The following is a 17188-nucleotide window of genomic DNA, read 5'->3' as shown; positions in this document are numbered from 1 at the left end:
GGGTGTAACGCTAGGGTGTACCCAAAAATTGCGGCCCCTAGACGCTTGAAAGCACAGGGCTCCTTTCTGGTGTAAACCGAACTGCCACGGGTGTGAACTGGTGCAGAAGGGCAGCGTGCTCTTCGGCGAGGTAGCAAATCAAGCTCTTCAAGTCATCGATCCGATGGACGTCGTCATAGTTGGTATATGGCAGGACTGTGGTATTTGCGTGATGCCAGTAGCCCGATCCACTCATCCATCGGTCGTTGATCAGGTCGTGTAGTGTCTTTACACAGAGGTACCCCGGCCATTTCTTCGGATATCCCGCCCGACCACCCAGTCTGGAGAAAATGGAGGCAGAAATCAGAACAGCTGCAACCTGCTCAAGGTCATCTCTGTACTTGAAAAGCAGTTCAAGTGTCTGCAGTTCACCTTTCCGACCCAGATAAGTTTGTGGATGTGTCGGTCCGTAAGAACCTGGGAGTTCATCAAAGTGCTGCTGGCAATCCCGGCGTATTTCGTTCAGTTGTCTGCGTGACCACCAAGCCAGTTCAACCTGGTCTCGCTGGGTATTTCCTGGGTCGTGGAGATGTACCTCCTGGAACACTGGGTGGATCGGTGTCACGAAGTCATCAATCCGCCGTTTCCAGGCTCCATAGATGCGGCACCAATCGTAGCCGTCCATGAAGTTGGATATCGCCTTGCTGGTCTGTTTTTGCCAAGAACTGCGTGGTTCAGTCATCGCTAGGTATTTCCGCATGTAGCAAAAGAATCAATGCAACCACAGCAAAAATTACTAATCTGCTACTCGCTCTGCAATAGGCGGACAGGGCAGATTCTTGGCGATGCATGAGGGGGGGAGTGGGGGGAAGCGAGTGGAGAGCCCCGTATATATCGGCTCATATTTTTGCCCAAAAAATAGCTGATTGGGATGTGGCCTGGTGATCCAAAAGTGGTCCAAAAGTGATCCAGAACGGTGATCCAAAGTTCTCCCAATGGCATTCACCAGCGCTATAGAATGGAGTCTCTATTTTATAGTCGTGCGACGAGCAGGAATCGCTAGAAGTCAGGAGGAGCGTGGTCTCTAAGGCTCTCCGCAACGATTACCCGTCAACCTGGTCAGGCCCGGAAGGGAGCAGCCATAGCGGGAACATCGTGTGCCGGGGTGTGGCTGGTGGGGTTGCCTCCATAACGAAAGTCCTTGAATTCTCGAGGATCCATCGCTCAAAAATCTCGAAGTGTGACAGCGTTTAGGCACACATGAGTGGTGCGCCGTGCTGGCGATCTTATCTTGTTTGCGTTATCTCCGTCACCTACCCACTCGACAGTGTCTTGCTGATAGCTTCTGGGCTGCGTCCATGGCGAACTGAAGCACATTAGCTGCTTCGGCAAATGCTTCTGGATCGCTAGTTCCCTCGTGCAGCAGCCCGCCAGGCGTTACGTCTTGTACGACGCTATCAATGTACTGATAGAAGCTCACCACCAATTGGGCATCATCAGGGGGGAGGTAGCCGAGTTTCTCGAGGTTGGCGAGGTACACCCGGCAGTAGTGTTCTGGAACCCGCACCTGTAATGAGGCTGGCGGGCGTTGCTCCTCCGGAATCGCTCGTAATGCGTTGGCCATTTCGAATAGGCCTGCCTGGTAGTTGCGTTGCTCGGCGATCTGGCTCAGTGCCATTACTTCCGCAATGATCGCGACACGGACGCTGGCTCGCTCTTGCCAGCGTTGCCATAGCCAGCCGAAGGCGGCTACTAACGCCGGTATCACTAGGCTGGTAGTACTGATGATTTCACTTGCCTCCACTGGCCCTCTCCTTATTCAATTGATGGTTAAAATCCGTTGGTTGAGGTAATTGAAGGTACTAGCTTTCAGGGCTGCTGACTCGCGTTGAAGGAAATACCATGGGAACGGCGAATTGAATTCGCGATGCTTGGCCCGCCTTATCTCTTAGTTCGCCACCAGTGTTGAGGCCGAGAGTTGCAATACCTATCTTCAATCCCGCACTCCCCTTGGTCTCGCCTTCCGTAGTTACGGCTACATCGAATGTCACTCGTTCGACAAGGCGTCCCCGTTTCTCGCCTTCATCCCCTTCTGTGGTGCGGCCGAAGCCTTGGGCGTTGTTTGAGTGTGTTGATAGGTTGGTAGGATTCACCTTGGCGTCGGTATTAGCCAGTGCCTCATTTGCTGCCAAGATACCCTCAGCAATCTGTGTAAGAGTGTTGGCGATAAAGTCCTTGAGTTCCATGGCGATTCCTTGATGGTTGAAGGGGGGGTTACTTGCTTTCCGGATTTGCAGTAGCGTGGCGAAGATCCTGGGTTTTAACGAGAAAGCAAAGTGCAGTTCCGATAGGTATCGGTTCGTGCTTAAGTACTTCCGCAATGCCGAGTTTTCGAAATTCGTTAAGCAGTGCTTTGGCGCCGGAGTCGCAATGCCGAATCATGTCGTTGGTGAAGTTTGCAGACTTGTCGCTAGAAGCGTAAATTAGCTGCATGGTCGGGGGGAGATTAATCCTTTCATAATATGGCTCCTGGTAAGCGTTAATTGAAACGTGCTTGCCAAGTTCGCTATCGACAATCACGCCGATCCTGTTGCGTTGTATGAAATCTGCGGGGATGCTGCGGGAAATCGCGAGGTGCCATCCAAGTGGTTCGCTCTTAGCCTGGTGGTCGGTGTTCAATATCAGGTAGGATGCGTGATGTTGGTAGGGGATCTCCGTGTATAATGCCTGTAGAGGTTCTTTTACTACATAGATGCAGCAGGCGCTAACCCTATACCCTTGATGAATATCGTTAAGGGTGTTGGTGTCGACGGCCATAAGATAATGGAAGCGGCTTTTTAATTCTGAAAAATCAGTTAGTGATAGTGAGAAGTCAGCGGATGGAGCAGAATAAATGACCTTGTCATCTTTGCCGATTCTCTCGTGTGTTATCTGCCTTCTTATCGTGGTGGGATCGACTTCAAGGATTTTCAGTTGTTTGGTGGTCGGGTCCATCTGTATGGTTAACGAGGAAACAATGTCGGCGGTGCTTCCATATATCCACTCTCTTCGTGGAAGCATGTGCTGTCCTTTTTTCTGCTTCTTCTTTCCGCTTTTTTTCATGCCGAACCATCCTGTTAAAGATGTCTGTGCTCTGGAAATATCACTTCTTGAATGCCAGATTTTCACTTGAGCCAGAAGCTCAGGATAAACCAGCTATCGGTATAATGGCTACGTGCCTTCGCAGATTTAAAGTATTTTACGGTGTTGGGGGTGCCGCCATAGCTGGGTCGATGCTTAACCCAGTTGCTGGGTGGCCACAAGATGATTGTTTACAATTCCAAAATATCACCAGGCACGAAAAATCCGCCCGGAGGCGGCTTGTAAGCGTGCTCAGGAGCGTAGACGCTCGATTCCCGAGGTGATGGCCTCGGCGTGCTGGTCGAGTGCCTGAAGGGCTGTCATCACGTTGTTGTGAACTTGTGTCGATCCTCGTTGGCCTACCCACAACGACACTTCTTCCAGGGCTGCTCTGAGAGCTGTCTGGTTCATCAGTAGCAATTCCAGGGTGTCGGCTACCAAGTCGGTTTTGTCGTCCATTTACGCTTCCCCAGGGGCTCTTATGGTGCCTCAGACTGACTGAGACACCTACCGCTTGATCCGGTAGACGGTTGCGACCCCAGCGCCAGCGAGCTTGGCAATTTCGTCCATTGTAAAACTGCCCCGCTTCAGAAGGTCAGCTACCTTCTCCCACTTCTTCTGGTTGCGGCCTTTGCCGCCGACCTTCTCGCCACGGGCACGTTTGTTCTCCAGCCCTGCTTGATCCGCTCTACACGCTTTTCCTGGTCCAGGCGGGCCATGGTAGCCATCAGGTCGATCAGCATGCTGTTGATTACGTGCATCACCTGCCCGGTGATCCCTTTGTCATTCACGAGCATATGACTGGTGGGCAGGTCGGCCAATAGCGACAACTTAATTTGCTTCACTGGATCACTGAAGCAGCTCCGCCGCTAATTGATGCAGACGGCCAGCAGGCCACGGCTTCTGTAAGTATACAGCGTTTGGTTGCGTTGAGTCATGTGAGTGGCGATGGTAGCCGCCGGCTATGATGATCGGAATCTTGGGGTCTTTACGATTTGTCAGCCGGCCAGTCCCAGTCATTGATTTGACCGGGGTCTGGACATCTGTAACCAGTAGGCAAATCTGCTGATTTGAAGTGCCGTCAGTCCTTGGTCAGTAGATTCAACGGCGATTATCTCCCGCGCAAGATCCGAAAGGACTTCCTGCAACAGAAATCGTAGAACGGGAACGTCTTCGACGATCAGGATGTGGCTGGAGGCTGTAGGCTCAGTACGACAGAGATTTGAGATGTTAACCGGTGGAAATGGTGGGAGGCCAAACACAACGCACAAGATTTAGGTGTTAGCTTTGTGCCATCAGTTAGGCAGCATTCAAAGCCAAGCGTTCGAGGAGATTTGCACTAGTCGTTGAGATCCGAGCGGTAACGGTGGCTTCTGAGTTGTGGTCTCGGAGGGTAGGGCCAGTCTCGACTCGGATGCGCTTCTTTCGCAGAATAGTTTCGTCACTTTTTTGGTTTACGGATGTCACTCCGTCATTGCTTCGACGTCAGCTATCAGAGCTGACGGAGAGCACCCGAGTGCAGCAGCCAACTTGAAGATGACAGTGATGGTTGGCTGGTTCACTCCTCGTTCGATCAGGCTGACATAGTTCCGCTGAATGTCGGCCTCCGCCGCCAATTGTTCCTGACTGAGCCCTGCAAGCTTGCGTCGCTCGCGTAGAGCCTTCCCGAATGCCAAACCTACGTCCAATCCAGACTCCTCCTACAAGAGAGGTGAACTGTCGGTTGCGGGAGGTATGCGGGTCTTCACAATATATTGTGAATTTCGTCGGTTCCGTGGCACCATTGCCGTCGCAACGAATTGGTGGTCTACCGCCATCTCCGAGTGGCGCGGCGAATCGTCGATCAAGCGTATAGATGGGGAGGTAGGCCCGTCGCAGGGTTTGCGGGTTGCTGCCTGGGCGTTGGGAAGGGCGGTGACTATGCTGATGCATTGGCTTAAAGACGCTTGCTCAAGGCGCGAGCGGTCATTCTAATCGAGGGAAATATGAAAGCTCTGAAATGGATTGGTGTGATATGCCTGGTTCCGGTGGTACTGGTCGCTGGCTCTTATATAAGGAATAAGATGATTGGACCGGTTGGGTGGGCTACAGATGATGTTGAGAAGGCACTTAGGGCGCAGATGAAAGATCCTGATTCGATGGCGATCCGTTCATCTTATGTAGTCCAAAGGCAAACAGAGCTTGGCTTGGAAATATCTATCTGCGGTCTGGTGGATGGTCGAAACAGCTTTGGTGCTTACTCTGGTCCTATGAGATTTGCGTCTAAAAGCTTATCAAATAGAGAGCTTGAAATTTTTGAAACATCCATGGTCAAGCTTGAGAATCCGTTAGAGACCAAGCAATATCATGATTTAAATATGCTGTCGGTGTTCGAGGATGTGTATTGGAATAACTATTGTGTAGACGCAGCACACCCAGCTTTAGCTGTAAGCTCCGTAATGGAATATTAGAATATATCTCGCTGTGCGAAAGACGGTGAGTCGACGTCTAGTCCCCACGCCGATACACGAGCTACGGGCGAGCAGGAAAACAGAATATCTAACACAGCAAAAATCCGCCCGAAGGCGGCTTCGAGCTACGGTGTTATGCTTTCTAACTTACTGTCTTTCTGACTCTCGGCCTTACAGTCTTTCTGTCCTAAGTGCCGCATGAGCTTCCAGGCCGGCTAGCGGCGTTTCAAGGGGTCAAGACATCTTCAAAACCTATCCATCAGTGGTGCATTGTTAAGCTCCATTGAAAGCTGTACAGGGAGCCCTACAGCACGACTTTAGAATATCGTTGGGTAGGGACGGCTTGGTCCTTAAAGTCGCTACAATCGTGTTGTACAAGGCTCCAGAGCTTGTCAATTGCCGGCGGCGAAGGACAACTGAAGCCGTGCCATCAGCCGAGATACAGTCATAGGTTGAAATGCACTGCCCCGAGCTGTGGTCACGCCCTTGGAGTTGAGGCGCTGAGCGATGGCTGCAAACGAAGTGCACCCATCGTACAAGCACGCTTTGATATGGTGAGCGACAGCATCAGCTCGATTGTCTGCATTAACCTTCTTTGCCATCACGGCGGCACGATTACCGACAGCCCAAGCCTTCGCACGACCAGCATCACGGCGAGCGACCTTCTCTAGGGCTTCGGCATCGCCATTGGTGGCGAGGTTCTTTAGCTCGGCCAAGCCGGCCTTTGTACGGGCACGGATTTTCAGCAGCTCTTCTTCAGCGAGTAACGACTTGATGTTTCGCAGCAGGCCGCTGCTATGTACATCCTCGGCTTCTATGAACGTGTATTTCTTCTGCAAGGTGACGAAGTGGGCGTGGTCGCGTGTCAGGCGGTCAATGCGATGCACGACAACTGGGCAGTCCAAGCCTTGTGCCATGGCGAGGGCAAGGCGGCATTGCTGACGGTCTTGGGGGTCAACGGCACCTGAAACGCCTTCGTCAGTGAAGTGGGCAACGATCTCCCATCCGTGTGCCTCCGCTGCGATCTTGATAGCCGCAAACTGACCACCTACCGATAGGCACTGGTCGTCTGTGCTCATCCTTGCGTATGCCACTACTTGCATCGCTAGCTCCATAAGCTGATGTGCACCGACTATAACATATTGCTGACGACCGTCTATGATTTGTTAAGACTGTTAGCGCGTGCCTTTTGGTGGGCGAAAGAAGGTTGTCGGCAAGCATCGGAGGGGACTTTCCGCTGTCTCTGGTTTGCCCCCCCCCCGCCTAGTTGTGTGAGAGTGGTGTCGTATGACTATCCCCGATTGCTTTGTGAGAGTGCTGAGTGATGGGGTGGCGTGCTATCAGACTCGTCTAGTTCTTTGATAGCAGATCCGGGTGGTGGGGCAGGGTGCGGCCCTGCTGCTGTCGGCGATGGTGATTCAGTAAGCAGATTCTATGGCTGCTATTCGCTCAGCCACTGATACAGTGCCTTGCCCTTGAGTGTAAGCCTACAGACGAGCTGAGTGGCGTTCTCGCTTGGCACTATCTCCGCCTGGATGTATCCGCTGCTCAGTAGCGTCTGCACCCACTCCAGATTCTCTCCTACCAATGGCAGTGGCTTGCCTTCGCTTGTCAGTTGAAGCAGTGCGGGGGTGTGAGGTACAGGCATACGCATCGTGGCAGCACACATATTCATTGTTCCCTGATGTTATATCCTTATTTAATTTGTGGGAACTGGTCAGGGGCGAGGTGCTAGCTTAGCCCCTTGACCTTCAATGCCAGTATTTCCGGGACTATCGTGTGAGGGTAGCAGGTGGAAACGGCGCTACATGGTTACGGCAGGATTAGTTCGGAATAGCTGCGGTGTTAGTTATACGAGACCGTCCTGTCAGCCTAAAGGCCTGCGAAGAGGGTTGAGATACTGACGCCCAAGGCATCAGCCAGCACCTTGATTGCGTTGATTGACGGGTTGGCCCCGCCTGTTTCGATACGGGACATGTAGGTTCTGGCAAAGCCGCACTTGTCCGCAAACGCCTCCTGGCTAACGCCCATGGCCAAACGCAGCTCCCGTACTCGGGTGCCGAACTGGTGCTGTAGTGCTGGGGATGGAGGCGGGGCAGGCATACCTCCATCGTCCGGGGATGTGCTCTGATCGTGAACACACTAATCGTGACATTGCTCGGTGTTCATCCCTATAATGCTTACCGTGGCTGCTCGCCTCCGGCGAGATCAAGGTGGGCTGTCGCCCGGTTGAGGCAGGTCGATGCTCTAAGCCGTGCCTGGCCGCTGTTGTCAGTTTTCCGACCAGTTACGATTTGATGTGCAGCAAGATCGATAGTCCTGTAAGGCAGTAAGTTGAGAAAGTTGGAAGTCCTGCAAGTCCCCTGCAAGTCCCGCAAGGCCGTAAAACAGACCAATAACCTCAACTTAATTGCAGGAGATATTCATGTTCCCAACCCGAGATTACACCATCGTAGGTGACTATCCTGGCGCGCCGGAAGACGCCCCTGTTTGGTTTAGTCATAAACTAGTGCGTGAGCTATCAATTTTAGCTCAAGATATTCCATCCGTGATTCCCGTAATGCTTGCTATGACAGCGGGCGTAGTGGATGGGCACGCTGTAGAAATAACACAGGCGGAAGTTGCCTTAAGGTGCAATGTTACGATCCAAGAAGTCAGAAGGGCGGTCGGTAAGCTATCCCGTGCGGGGCTTATAAGTGATGTGGAGATGAGTGCCGAGCCTCAGGGTATGATCTCGTGTCTGATGGGGCTGGGTTATGATCTTTGTATGAGGGGTTAACCATCGTTCAATGTCTGAGCCCATGCCGCTAGGCGTCAGTAGCACCTTTATATAATCTGAGAGAGGGAGGGGCAGATAGCCCCCCACTTCCTGCTGTGTTTGGATATTCTGTAGCTGCAGTGCTGCCTGTGGGCATGGATGAACTCTTGTGACTATGGTCACGTGCAATTGATGCTGGCTAACTGTGGCTATAGCCACCGAGCAGTCCTGCACAGTTAAGATCAAAAGCAAGATCAAGATCAAGATCAAGATCAAGATCAAGATCAAGAGCGGGGAGGGGTTCATCCCCTCTTCCTCCCCTGCTTAATAAAGGTTTGATCCGTGCTTCAGGTACAGGTTATCCTTCCGTGGCGGCTACGCCACAATGGAGAACTTATAGAATTTATAATCTCAAAGCTCCGCTTTGGCGATACGTTCCCAATCCTGTCTCGCGACAGAAGTGGTCACTTCTTTTAATAATATGGATTTGCCGATCCCCTTATTCTTAGAGGCTTGCAAAGCGGTTCTTGCGTAACTTTTTTAAATTACCTACGCAGCAGCTGTGAGATGATTCGAGCCATATTGAGGCTTGACCTTTCCGGTCTGGACTAAGGTAGCTGGTTCATACCAAGCCTTAATGTATCTGTCGCGGGCGTAGTCATCGCCCCTGAAAATCAGTCGTGGGTTAACGCTTAGCTTTATTTCGCCCTTCCGAATATTTCCATCTCGTGATGTGAAGGCTCGCAATATCTGGCTATTGACTAAAGTCCTTAACTTTTTCATCAAGTTGGATTCGGTGGTCCCTAGGGACTTCGCCAAGTCGGCCTGTGTGGTGATGATGATATTATGATAAAGAGTCAGTCCGTGCAGTTGTTCAAGTATACGCAGTTGCGGAATGGTGATGCGGCAATCGGTGCCAGTACGGCGCCATACGCCGTGAGCGTAATCAACCTCTGAGCGTAGAGTATGGAGGTGGTGCGGTGGTAGTTTTCGTCGATCAACGAATTCAAGGTGGTCCGCGAAGTCATCGGCACTCCGGCAGGCTCCAAGTTCTCTTTGGTATTTGATGGTGCCGGTAAATACCGATGATTTGCTATCGTGGCCGAGGATTTCTCCCGTGCACTTATCGATAATAAGGTTATCAGCCCTGATCAGTTTGGTTGTGGCACTTGATTGGTGAAGGTCGTCCATGGTCGTCAATTCTTGTGATGGCCGATTATTCTGGCGCTGAGCTAGTCATTACGGGGCGCTGCAAGAGGGCTGGTGAAGTGCACCAGCCATCCTTAGGGTGTAATTGTTCCAGATCGGTGCATGGCGTCGTCCTGGGCTGCATACATCCATGTTGTCAGCGCTTAGTGGTGTTCGCCTTTAGCTAAAAGGCTAGGTGTGCTCAAGCTCGTGGATGTGAACTTTACAATCCATCACGACCGTGCTTCGCGATAAACTTCTGAAGCCAAATCAACCCTTTGCCAGTCAGCAAGGGATGCGCCTTAAGTTCACGTTCGCCCGTCTTCGGGTTCTCGCACATGCCTTCCTTAACCTCAAAGTATCCTGCATCCATATAACGCTGGTACGGCATGTTCTGTTGGTGCGGGCGACTCATCAAGATTTTATGCTTACGAAGGTATTCGAGATAACGATTACGGCCGGTGCCGAAAAGCTTGGCGGTCTTGCTCGGATTGATCAGATCAGTCCGTTCGTAAACCTCGTTGTAGAACTCTACCTTCTCAGCGTCTTCGGCAATCTGTTGTTCCAAAGTCTCTACTTGGTAAGCCAGCGTGCAGGCGAGATTTAGAGCGTCGGTCAGGTTCTTTGGAAGGCTCAGGACGCCAAACTTCTGCTCGGCTTCCAATGCGCGCCAACGATCAACTACTGCGGCTCGCATCTTGGCGCTGTATCCAGTGAGCAGAATATCCACCTCCCGGCGGGGTAGGTAGAAGCAAGGCTTCTGGCGCTTGTGGGCATCCAGATAGATTCCCTGAAACTCCAGGGCATCTTGGCCGAGTTCTTTAAATTGCTTGCGAATGTCGTGCATTACATTGTCATGGCGCTTACCTGTGACGCTCGCAATATCCATGCTGCTCATGGTGATGGAGGGCTCCGCAACATGAACGAAGTCTGCGAAGCTAGCAGGCAAAGGCGTAATGTAAGGGACTCCGATAACTGCTGCGGTATTTTGAAATGGGTGGTTTTGCGTGGTGGTAATCATGCTTTGAGTTTCCATATGATAAGTTTGCATCTCAAATTTAGGGTGAGTTTGCCCGTCGCTGATAATTTTCGCGATTGATGGGGGGCGGGTGTTTGATGGGTTGCGTATAGGTTAGTGCTGGGCGAGGCCAGTATTTGGTGGTGTACTTAAGTCATGATTATATCCTTTGGTAATTGCTCTATTTTTGGGCGATAGAAGGCCGGACCGGAAACTTGGCTCTGTTGTACATTGTATAATGTGGGGCGAGCTAAGTTGAAGGGGGGTATTAGGCCGCTTCTTGCTGCTGCCAGTACTGCATGATTTTTTTGATTTTCTGCGCTTTGCATTGGTTGCGGTATTTCTTGAATAGTGGCATGCGTTCTCGCAGGTCGTCAGCGTAGAAGTACAGATCCTTACCGTATTCAATGGCTTCAAAAATCTCCTCATCAATAAGGAAACCTTGGTAGGTACGCTCAATCCATTCTTGGTTAAGTCGCTTCGTGAACTCCACCCCAGATCGAATGTCTGACTCTTTCCCGTATCCTGGCGAGTAAGAGCAGGAGTGAATCATCATTGTGCTGCTGTCATAAATTACCCAGTCATCGGCTTGCAGAGCAATTGCGGAGGCGGCGGAGGCGCAATTCATTCCGATCTCTACAGTGATAGGGGCTGCGCATTCGTCCATTCGACGGCAAAGATAGTCGCAAGTCTCCAAGTTGCCGCCAGGTGATGAGAGTTGGATGTAAACCTGGTCGTCCTCTCTCGCATGGGCAAGGATGCTTACGAGCTCGCCATACTCATGGATTTCGCCGATGGGGCCTGTAAGCGGGACGACGTATTGCGTCGAAACTAGCTGCTTGGTCAGGATGTTCTTAGGGCGGTAAAAACTTTCGAGTTCTACAAGTTCGTTGTTTGCTTGATTCTTCATATGGTTGTCTTCCTTTACCTAATTTTAGGTGATAGGTGGCCGTCACACTGAGTTAGTAACTAGTGTTAGTGTGTACGGATTGCGGGTAGCTTGTTTAGAGTTGAGGTGAGTGTTTAACTAACTGGGCGCACGGATCAACCCTCTAGGGTGTGTGGGGCGATGGCGAGCATCATGTGTTCATGGTGGGCGTTTTCTCGGGGCAGGGGCTATTGTTGTCTTTAGTATTGGGCAGGCGGCATATCACTTGTACGGGCTCATCTTGCGAATATGGCATGGGCTATTCTCGATTAATGTAAACTAGGGCTAATGCGCTTGATTTTGGTCAAATTCCGGACACGACAAAACCTCCGTGCTAACCATTCGCTATTTGAGCGAATCCGCAGGGAGGTAGAGTTGCTTTTGGCTAATTTTGGCCTGTTAGATCACCGATGACTTGGTGATGGGGCACACTATACGGGGCTAGCTTCATGGCGTCAACCCCCCCCCCCCCTGGGTTGAAAAAGATGCGGCTTACCCTGCTGCTCAGTTGGGCGGCGCACCTCCTTCTATGCAAGCAGTGTCCGAAGCGTTGGGATGCGAGGCAAGGCAGCATCAGTCATCTAGTGCGTAGAGGGTGGCGTGACTGCTTGCATCAAGCATCGCCTTCAGTGGACTACGGCCGTCGTACACGCCGAAGGTTACGGCACCATCCTTGTGACCGGCTATCCGCGTGATCAGCGAGCCCTACACCCCGGCATCACTCAGGTCGTCGGTGACCGTGTGGCGGCAACTGTAGAACGTCTTCCTGGGGCGCTGATGCCCAGCTTGCCGTATCCGGCCTAAGCACTTGTCAGGATGATCACGTCATGTCTTCGGCCGGACTGGGGCGAGAGTCACAAGGCAACCAGGCGGTCACAACTACTGTCATAAGCTGCACGTTTCCATTGCAGCCATTTTGTAGGTTGGCATGGCCCTCCCACCACTACAGACGAGACGGTATCTACTATTTCCGCCTACGTGTGACCGGCAGCGCCAGTCGCACGGTATCTGTCTCTCTACCGGCGAAACCGATCAAGAGGATGGAGTGAGTTGGAAACAACTCGTGGTGGGAGCGGTTGTCGATAGAGATCAATATAAGTAACGCCATAAGGGTTCAGCAGTTGAAGGATGATAGTGGCAAGGAAAATCGGTGAAACAATCCGATTTACCTTGCTGTTAAAGGCTAGATCGCTCGAAGCTCTCTCATGATTGAATCAAGGTTCTCCAGCTTGTCACCGCATTTTTCCCGAAGGAACAACATTGCAGCCGTGATTGATAAATGACTAGGTCTTTGCAGTTTTTCGGCTATCTCCTCAGATGTTGAGGGGAAGGCTGAGGCCATCAGAGTTAACACGTCATTCTCAATGCGAAGTGTGAGATTGCGTTCAATAGAGTCTTCATCTTCAGATATGGAAACTATTCTTCTCCAAGCCTCTAAGTTGGTCTTCCGAATTTCGATGGGCGGAATGCCGGTATATTGGAACTTGGAAAGTGCTTTTTGGACATACTCGTCGAATAGAAAGGCCTCCCAGTTTCTATCTAGGCTTTTATTCAACGCCTGAATGAGCATTTCTCGGTCTTCATGCTTCTCAAAACAGTCGCAAGCACTGATTGCATTTCGCAGAAGATTTTTTAAGTCCCCTGCAAGCGCGTTGAAACATGCCTCCCATTCCTGGTGGCGTTCTGGTGAGCCTGTTCCGCACTTTTCAAGCAACCATAAAGTGGCTGCACGGATGGTCTTGATGTCCCTCTTTTTATCAAAGTCTAGGTTGTGGCTGGTCCATGTGCGAAGAGAGTGGAGGTGAGGGATCAGCTGTCCGTTGGACTGGTTTAGCGGTGGCAAATTCTTAAGGAAACTAAGCGGGCCTCTGCCAGACTCGAATACGAGAACATATCCCCACGATATTAGTCTCAAGAATGAAAGCTCGTCATCTGTAGCTCGCGGGGGTGAAACTGTTATCTCCGAAAACACTTCCTTGCCCACAATGGAGGTAAGTCTCCGCTTGAAATCTAGATGCAACTGATGAATTTCTGCGAAGCTCATGAACGGACTCCATGTCTAGAAAGTGGCTCTGCAATTGGGCCTAGATAATTGAAGGAGATATTGAAGTTTGAAATTTCTCTTCCGACAGCTAGTTCTTCTCTGATGAAGTCTCGTCCGAGGAGGTCAATATTTTTGCTTATATTATAAATGTTAACGGTCCAGTGGCCGTCACCTCGATCTCTGATAACCCGGCCTCTAAAGCCGGAATGAGGGCCGCTGCTTTCAAGCAAGAAACGACGTACAACCCTAGCTGAGTCCTCAAATTCAGTATCGGAGGAAAGCTCTTTGAATAGATCAATTGCCTGTTCGACGCTGCCGCTAACCCACTCGAATACCGCCTCCAAGAGTCGGAAGTTGTTCTTCTGGTTGTCCCCGGCGAGTGCATTCAGACTTCTCACCAAAGTGAGCATTTCTTCTTGAAAGCGTCGATCGTTAGGGATGAGTGCTTTTTCCTTTCCGAATATGAAGCGCCCAGTTTTTTCAACCCAGATTAACTGGATTAATAACTGCAATGGGCGGATGTCGGTTTGTACAATGTCAAGCTTGCTGCGAAGGAAGTTTATGGCACTAGGAACTTTGGCGAGGGCTGTGCGTTTAATTTCATCAGTTTTAGTATGAAATAGCTCGCGGCAAGTTGTCCTTGCTTTTAGGTAATAGGCAACTGCGGGGTGGGTTTTTTCCAGGCTTAAATATGCTTCGTCAGCAAGCTCGAATGATCCAAGATCCTCAGCTGCACGAATTTTACGTTCTTTGAATTTGCTCGCGGAAAAGTCATTGAAGTTCTCAGTATTTGCATGGTCAAAGATTGAAAAAACATCCGCTTTGAGCTCCATTTCATGAGCTAATGACGATTTGCTGTACTTGAGTATGTCGACTGGAGTCCACAGAGCAATATCATAAGGATAATGGTTATTAGCCTCTGAAATTGCCGTTGCTGTTGCAGTGCGTGCAGCTAGATAATGAGACCACACAATCTCCTCATCCGCTCCTTGACGGGCAAGCCCTACGGCTAGATAGCCATAGATCGAGGCATGCTCGACTGCTAGATTTGCGCGAGTTTTCTTGCTGGCTCGCATAGAGCGCTCATCGATTTCATTTCGGGCAGTTTCAACTATCTCCCGAGCTTCATTGAGGATCTCCGCCCTCTGTTCAACCGTCAATGAGTTTGCTCCATGGGGATCACTATTGTCAGACGACTGAACAGCGGCGCGTCTGAATACGGATTCTTGAAGCATTAGGCTCGCGTCTTTTACTTGATGCACCTCACGCAATTCTGTCAGAGTTTTCGCTACGCTGAGATATCCAGACTCATATGCTTTCTTTCTGGGACCTTCTTTCTGCATCTTGCCCAGAAGATCTAGCAAGAATGCTACTTCAGACCTGCTGTCGGGGGCTGAGCGGCGAACTGCTTTCATTAGTTGAAGCAAGCATTCTATTTCTTTGCTTTTCTCTGCCAGTCTTCTTCTGCATATTAGCTCTGCCTCAAGTCTGAGGCGAGGTTGGATTAAGAACTCGTTGCCTTCGGCATCTGATGTGTGCCATCTAAAAAGGTCCAGTGACTCGAATAAATATGATATCTGTGTGTAATCGAGACTTTGACTGGTACCGCTCAAGGCTCTAAGCAATAGATTTAATGGGATCGGGCAATCGAGTCGTCCCGATGCCATAACCAAATCAATTAGCTTGCCAGCAGCGTCCAGTCCTGCCTCTGCGTGCTCTGGAAGCTCATCTTCGAATATAGACGTGTTTTCCTTTCCCAGGCCTAATGAGATTAATTGCTTGGCTAGTACGTATTCTGGTTTGTTGGTGTAAGGGATGCTTTTTGCCCGAATCCTGACAACAAGCTCCGCATGTCTGGCTTCTTCCGCTATTCCGTCAATTATCCTGGCACGTCCCATAGAAATGTAGCGATACAGCAAAGCGAATACGTTCTTCTCGTGCTCAATCCTGACGGATTGCCTAGGTGCGTACCGTTTTAATAGTGATGAGAGGGCGGAAACTTCTTTCTGAGTGGCCTCTGCCTCTGCCTCTACAAAGCCACGATTTGTTCGCTTTATACCTTCAACTTTATAAGATGACCCGATCGTAATGCATTTTCGGCCTCTGCTCTTTAAGCTGTTAGCTAAATCGCGATATCGATCTGGGGCTTGATTGGCATCACAGATTACTGCTACGCACGTGGCACCAGACCTTTCGGCCTCCGCAATGAATTCTTCAATGTCGCTAGCGTTGGGGATTCGGTTTTTTGCATAAAGTACCGGGATTTTGGTCTCGGATCTTAGTTGATAGGCTAGCCTAGCCAGTGCGACCGTTTTTCCGGTTCCAGATTGTCCGTGTAAAACGATAAAATTTTGTTGTTTGCCAAGGTGCCGGACGCAGTTTCTAAAAGCTCTTTCTAGGGCTGTTTCGAAGTCGCGTTTGATTGCATAGCCTTTTCGGACTCCGTCAACTTGGGTTCTTACTCCGCCGAACCCCCCGTGAAATTTCCGGAAATCTTCCTCCAGCGCTGCTCCGAGCAAAGGCGGAGCGTCTTCTAGCCATGAGTCGTCAATGATTGCAGCTGCTGCTTCAACTCTAAGGCGTAAAGATGGAGTTACTTGCAGGTATCTGCCATTGTCGAGTGTTATTGTGTTGCTGGCTCGCTGTTCTATCAGGCCTAGCTGTGCTTCTGTAGTTTTATCGGACTCGATGAGTAAATGTGTTAGTATTTCGTGAAGACGACGCGAGTCAGTTCTTATCTGCCCTTTTTCAAGGAGAAGGTCAAAAACCATTGAGTTGTTAGGCGCTTGCCCGAGCCAGAGCACAGTAATGCTCTCATTAGTCGATATTGGGGCAAGTAACTCGTCGGCTGTCAGCCAGTCATCCTCTGGGATAAAACCCTCGACAACTAGCAATCCGAGCGAAGTCACGGTTTCACTAATGCGGCTAACCAATGCGTTCGTATGGATGCTTTTTCTTTGGATGAGCTCCAGCGGGCCGCAAGGTACACTATAATTCCCTTCTAGCTCGTTAGATTTCCCGAATAAATAATGAACCGGGGGGCGGGATCTGCTTCTCGCAACTCTTGCAAAATGTTCTTTAGATACAATGGTCTCTGGGGCGCGTCCTTTAGACTCAAGCTTCCGAGAAATCTGTGGATCAATTGAACTAGTAAAAACAGCACTCCAGGCTACTTCGAAAGTCATAGAAAGCGATTCGGATAGTACATTCCTTTCAAAGCGCTCGGATAACCATTCATAAGTAGACTTTTTTAGCTCGGGGGTGGTTATTAGCTTAGGCCAGGTGCTTTTGTTGGGAATTGTTTTACGTAAATGTTCCAGCGCTTTTCGAACTAAAGGATCTCCTTTTGAATCGCTGCAAAAGCTCTGCCCGAGAAAGAGGACTAGAGGTCTCTCTTCGTCCAATATATCAGTTATGAGTTTTTCTGGAGTATGACGACTTTCGATTGTGTCGAACAAGATGGTTCCATCCTTGTGAATCTTGAGTGTTTTTCTACTTTGTATATAGCACGGAACTGGGGTTGCCGTGCTCTTGTCAGTTTCCTTTTGGTCTCTCCCAAGGGGTGAGTGGCGTTTGGCCATCTTCCAGGGTATGCTGAATTTTGGTTTTCGGCCAGAAAATTTTTGCACTGTGCTCGCAAGGCCGGATTGTATGTATAACGTGATGGTCACGCTTAGGCGTTAGTCGCATTCTCATTCCAGGA

The 17188-nt window shown here is 50.4% G+C and carries 15 protein-coding genes, 1 other RNA gene and 2 pseudogenes; 3 read left to right on the top strand and 15 right to left on the bottom strand.

Features of this window, described 5'->3' with window-relative positions; genetic code table 11:
- Window positions 1-37: 37 nt before the first annotated feature.
- Window positions 38-721, bottom strand: a complete 684-nt coding sequence (locus V9K84_RS13430) for a hypothetical protein (protein ID WP_143516677.1) — start codon at window positions 719-721, stop codon at window positions 38-40.
- Window positions 722-1062: 341 nt separating this feature from the next.
- Between V9K84_RS13430 and ffs the strand changes: the two genes are divergently transcribed.
- Window positions 1063-1159: signal recognition particle sRNA small type (gene ffs / locus V9K84_RS13425), an RNA gene on the top strand.
- A gap of 129 nt (window positions 1160-1288) precedes the next feature.
- Here ffs and V9K84_RS13420 read toward each other — a convergent pair.
- From V9K84_RS13420 to V9K84_RS13395, 6 genes and pseudogenes are all read right to left on the bottom strand, one after another.
- Window positions 1289-1783, bottom strand: a complete 495-nt coding sequence (locus tag V9K84_RS13420; RefSeq protein WP_338790513.1) for a hypothetical protein — start codon at window positions 1781-1783, stop codon at window positions 1289-1291.
- Window positions 1784-1841: 58 nt separating this feature from the next.
- Window positions 1842-2225: a hypothetical protein gene (locus V9K84_RS13415; RefSeq protein ID WP_338790511.1), complete on the bottom strand. Its 384-nt coding sequence runs from the start codon at window positions 2223-2225 to the stop codon at window positions 1842-1844.
- A 28-nt stretch (window positions 2226-2253) separates the two neighbouring features.
- The gene (locus tag V9K84_RS13410) at window positions 2254-3081 is read right to left on the bottom strand and encodes a hypothetical protein (protein WP_338790508.1); all 828 of its coding nucleotides are present in this window, start codon (window positions 3079-3081) and stop codon (window positions 2254-2256) included.
- Window positions 3082-3351: 270 nt separating this feature from the next.
- Window positions 3352-3558: a hypothetical protein gene (locus V9K84_RS13405; protein WP_338790506.1), complete on the bottom strand. Its 207-nt coding sequence runs from the start codon at window positions 3556-3558 to the stop codon at window positions 3352-3354.
- A gap of 48 nt (window positions 3559-3606) precedes the next feature.
- Window positions 3607-3920, bottom strand: a pseudogene (locus V9K84_RS13400) (resolvase); the annotation flags it as partial.
- Window positions 3921-4562: 642 nt separating this feature from the next.
- Window positions 4563-4787, bottom strand: coding sequence for a helix-turn-helix transcriptional regulator (locus V9K84_RS13395; RefSeq protein ID WP_338790504.1), 225 nt, complete (start codon window positions 4785-4787; stop codon window positions 4563-4565).
- A gap of 297 nt (window positions 4788-5084) precedes the next feature.
- On the opposite strand from V9K84_RS13395, the gene V9K84_RS13390 reads away from it, so the two are divergent.
- A complete protein-coding gene (locus V9K84_RS13390) occupies window positions 5085-5549 on the top strand; it encodes a hypothetical protein (protein WP_338790501.1) in 465 nt (154 codons plus the stop codon).
- 392 nt (window positions 5550-5941) lie between these two features.
- On the opposite strand, the gene V9K84_RS13385 is transcribed toward V9K84_RS13390, so the two are convergent.
- Window positions 5942-6652 carry a recombinase family protein gene (locus V9K84_RS13385; protein WP_338790499.1) on the bottom strand — a complete coding sequence of 237 codons (711 nt, stop codon included), beginning with the start codon at window positions 6650-6652 and terminating at the stop codon, window positions 5942-5944.
- 769 nt (window positions 6653-7421) lie between these two features.
- Entirely contained in the window at window positions 7422-7580 is a 159-nt protein-coding gene (locus tag V9K84_RS13380) for a helix-turn-helix transcriptional regulator (RefSeq protein ID WP_338790497.1), read from the bottom strand.
- 394 nt (window positions 7581-7974) lie between these two features.
- Between V9K84_RS13380 and V9K84_RS13375 the strand changes: the two genes are divergently transcribed.
- Entirely contained in the window at window positions 7975-8328 is a 354-nt protein-coding gene (locus V9K84_RS13375; protein ID WP_338790495.1) for a hypothetical protein, read from the top strand.
- 528 nt (window positions 8329-8856) lie between these two features.
- Here the strand turns inward: V9K84_RS13375 and V9K84_RS13370 are convergent.
- From V9K84_RS13370 to V9K84_RS13345, 6 genes and pseudogenes are all read right to left on the bottom strand, one after another.
- Window positions 8857-9498, bottom strand: a complete 642-nt coding sequence (locus V9K84_RS13370; RefSeq protein WP_338790492.1) for a hypothetical protein — start codon at window positions 9496-9498, stop codon at window positions 8857-8859.
- 220 nt (window positions 9499-9718) lie between these two features.
- The gene (locus V9K84_RS13365) at window positions 9719-10516 is read right to left on the bottom strand and encodes a phage regulatory protein/antirepressor Ant (protein WP_338790490.1); all 798 of its coding nucleotides are present in this window, start codon (window positions 10514-10516) and stop codon (window positions 9719-9721) included.
- Between the two features lie 265 nt (window positions 10517-10781).
- Window positions 10782-11423, bottom strand: coding sequence for an ATP-dependent Clp protease proteolytic subunit (locus tag V9K84_RS13360; RefSeq protein ID WP_338790488.1), 642 nt, complete (start codon window positions 11421-11423; stop codon window positions 10782-10784).
- Window positions 11424-12014: 591 nt separating this feature from the next.
- Window positions 12015-12212, bottom strand: a pseudogene (locus V9K84_RS13355) (integrase); the annotation flags it as partial.
- Window positions 12213-12624: 412 nt separating this feature from the next.
- Window positions 12625-13485, bottom strand: coding sequence for a hypothetical protein (locus V9K84_RS13350; RefSeq protein WP_338790486.1), 861 nt, complete (start codon window positions 13483-13485; stop codon window positions 12625-12627).
- Entirely contained in the window at window positions 13482-16943 is a 3462-nt protein-coding gene (locus tag V9K84_RS13345) for a hypothetical protein (RefSeq protein ID WP_338790484.1), read from the bottom strand. The genes V9K84_RS13350 and V9K84_RS13345 overlap by 4 nt, the downstream gene beginning before the upstream one ends.
- Between the last annotated feature and the right edge of the window lie 245 nt (window positions 16944-17188).

Source organism: Pseudomonas sp. AE27, from assembly GCF_037113495.1.
In the GTDB taxonomy this organism is placed as follows: Bacteria; Pseudomonadota; Gammaproteobacteria; order Pseudomonadales; family Pseudomonadaceae; genus Aquipseudomonas; species Aquipseudomonas palmensis.
Note: the sequence above shows the minus strand (reverse complement) of the source record. Positions and strands in the feature narration are given on the sequence as shown.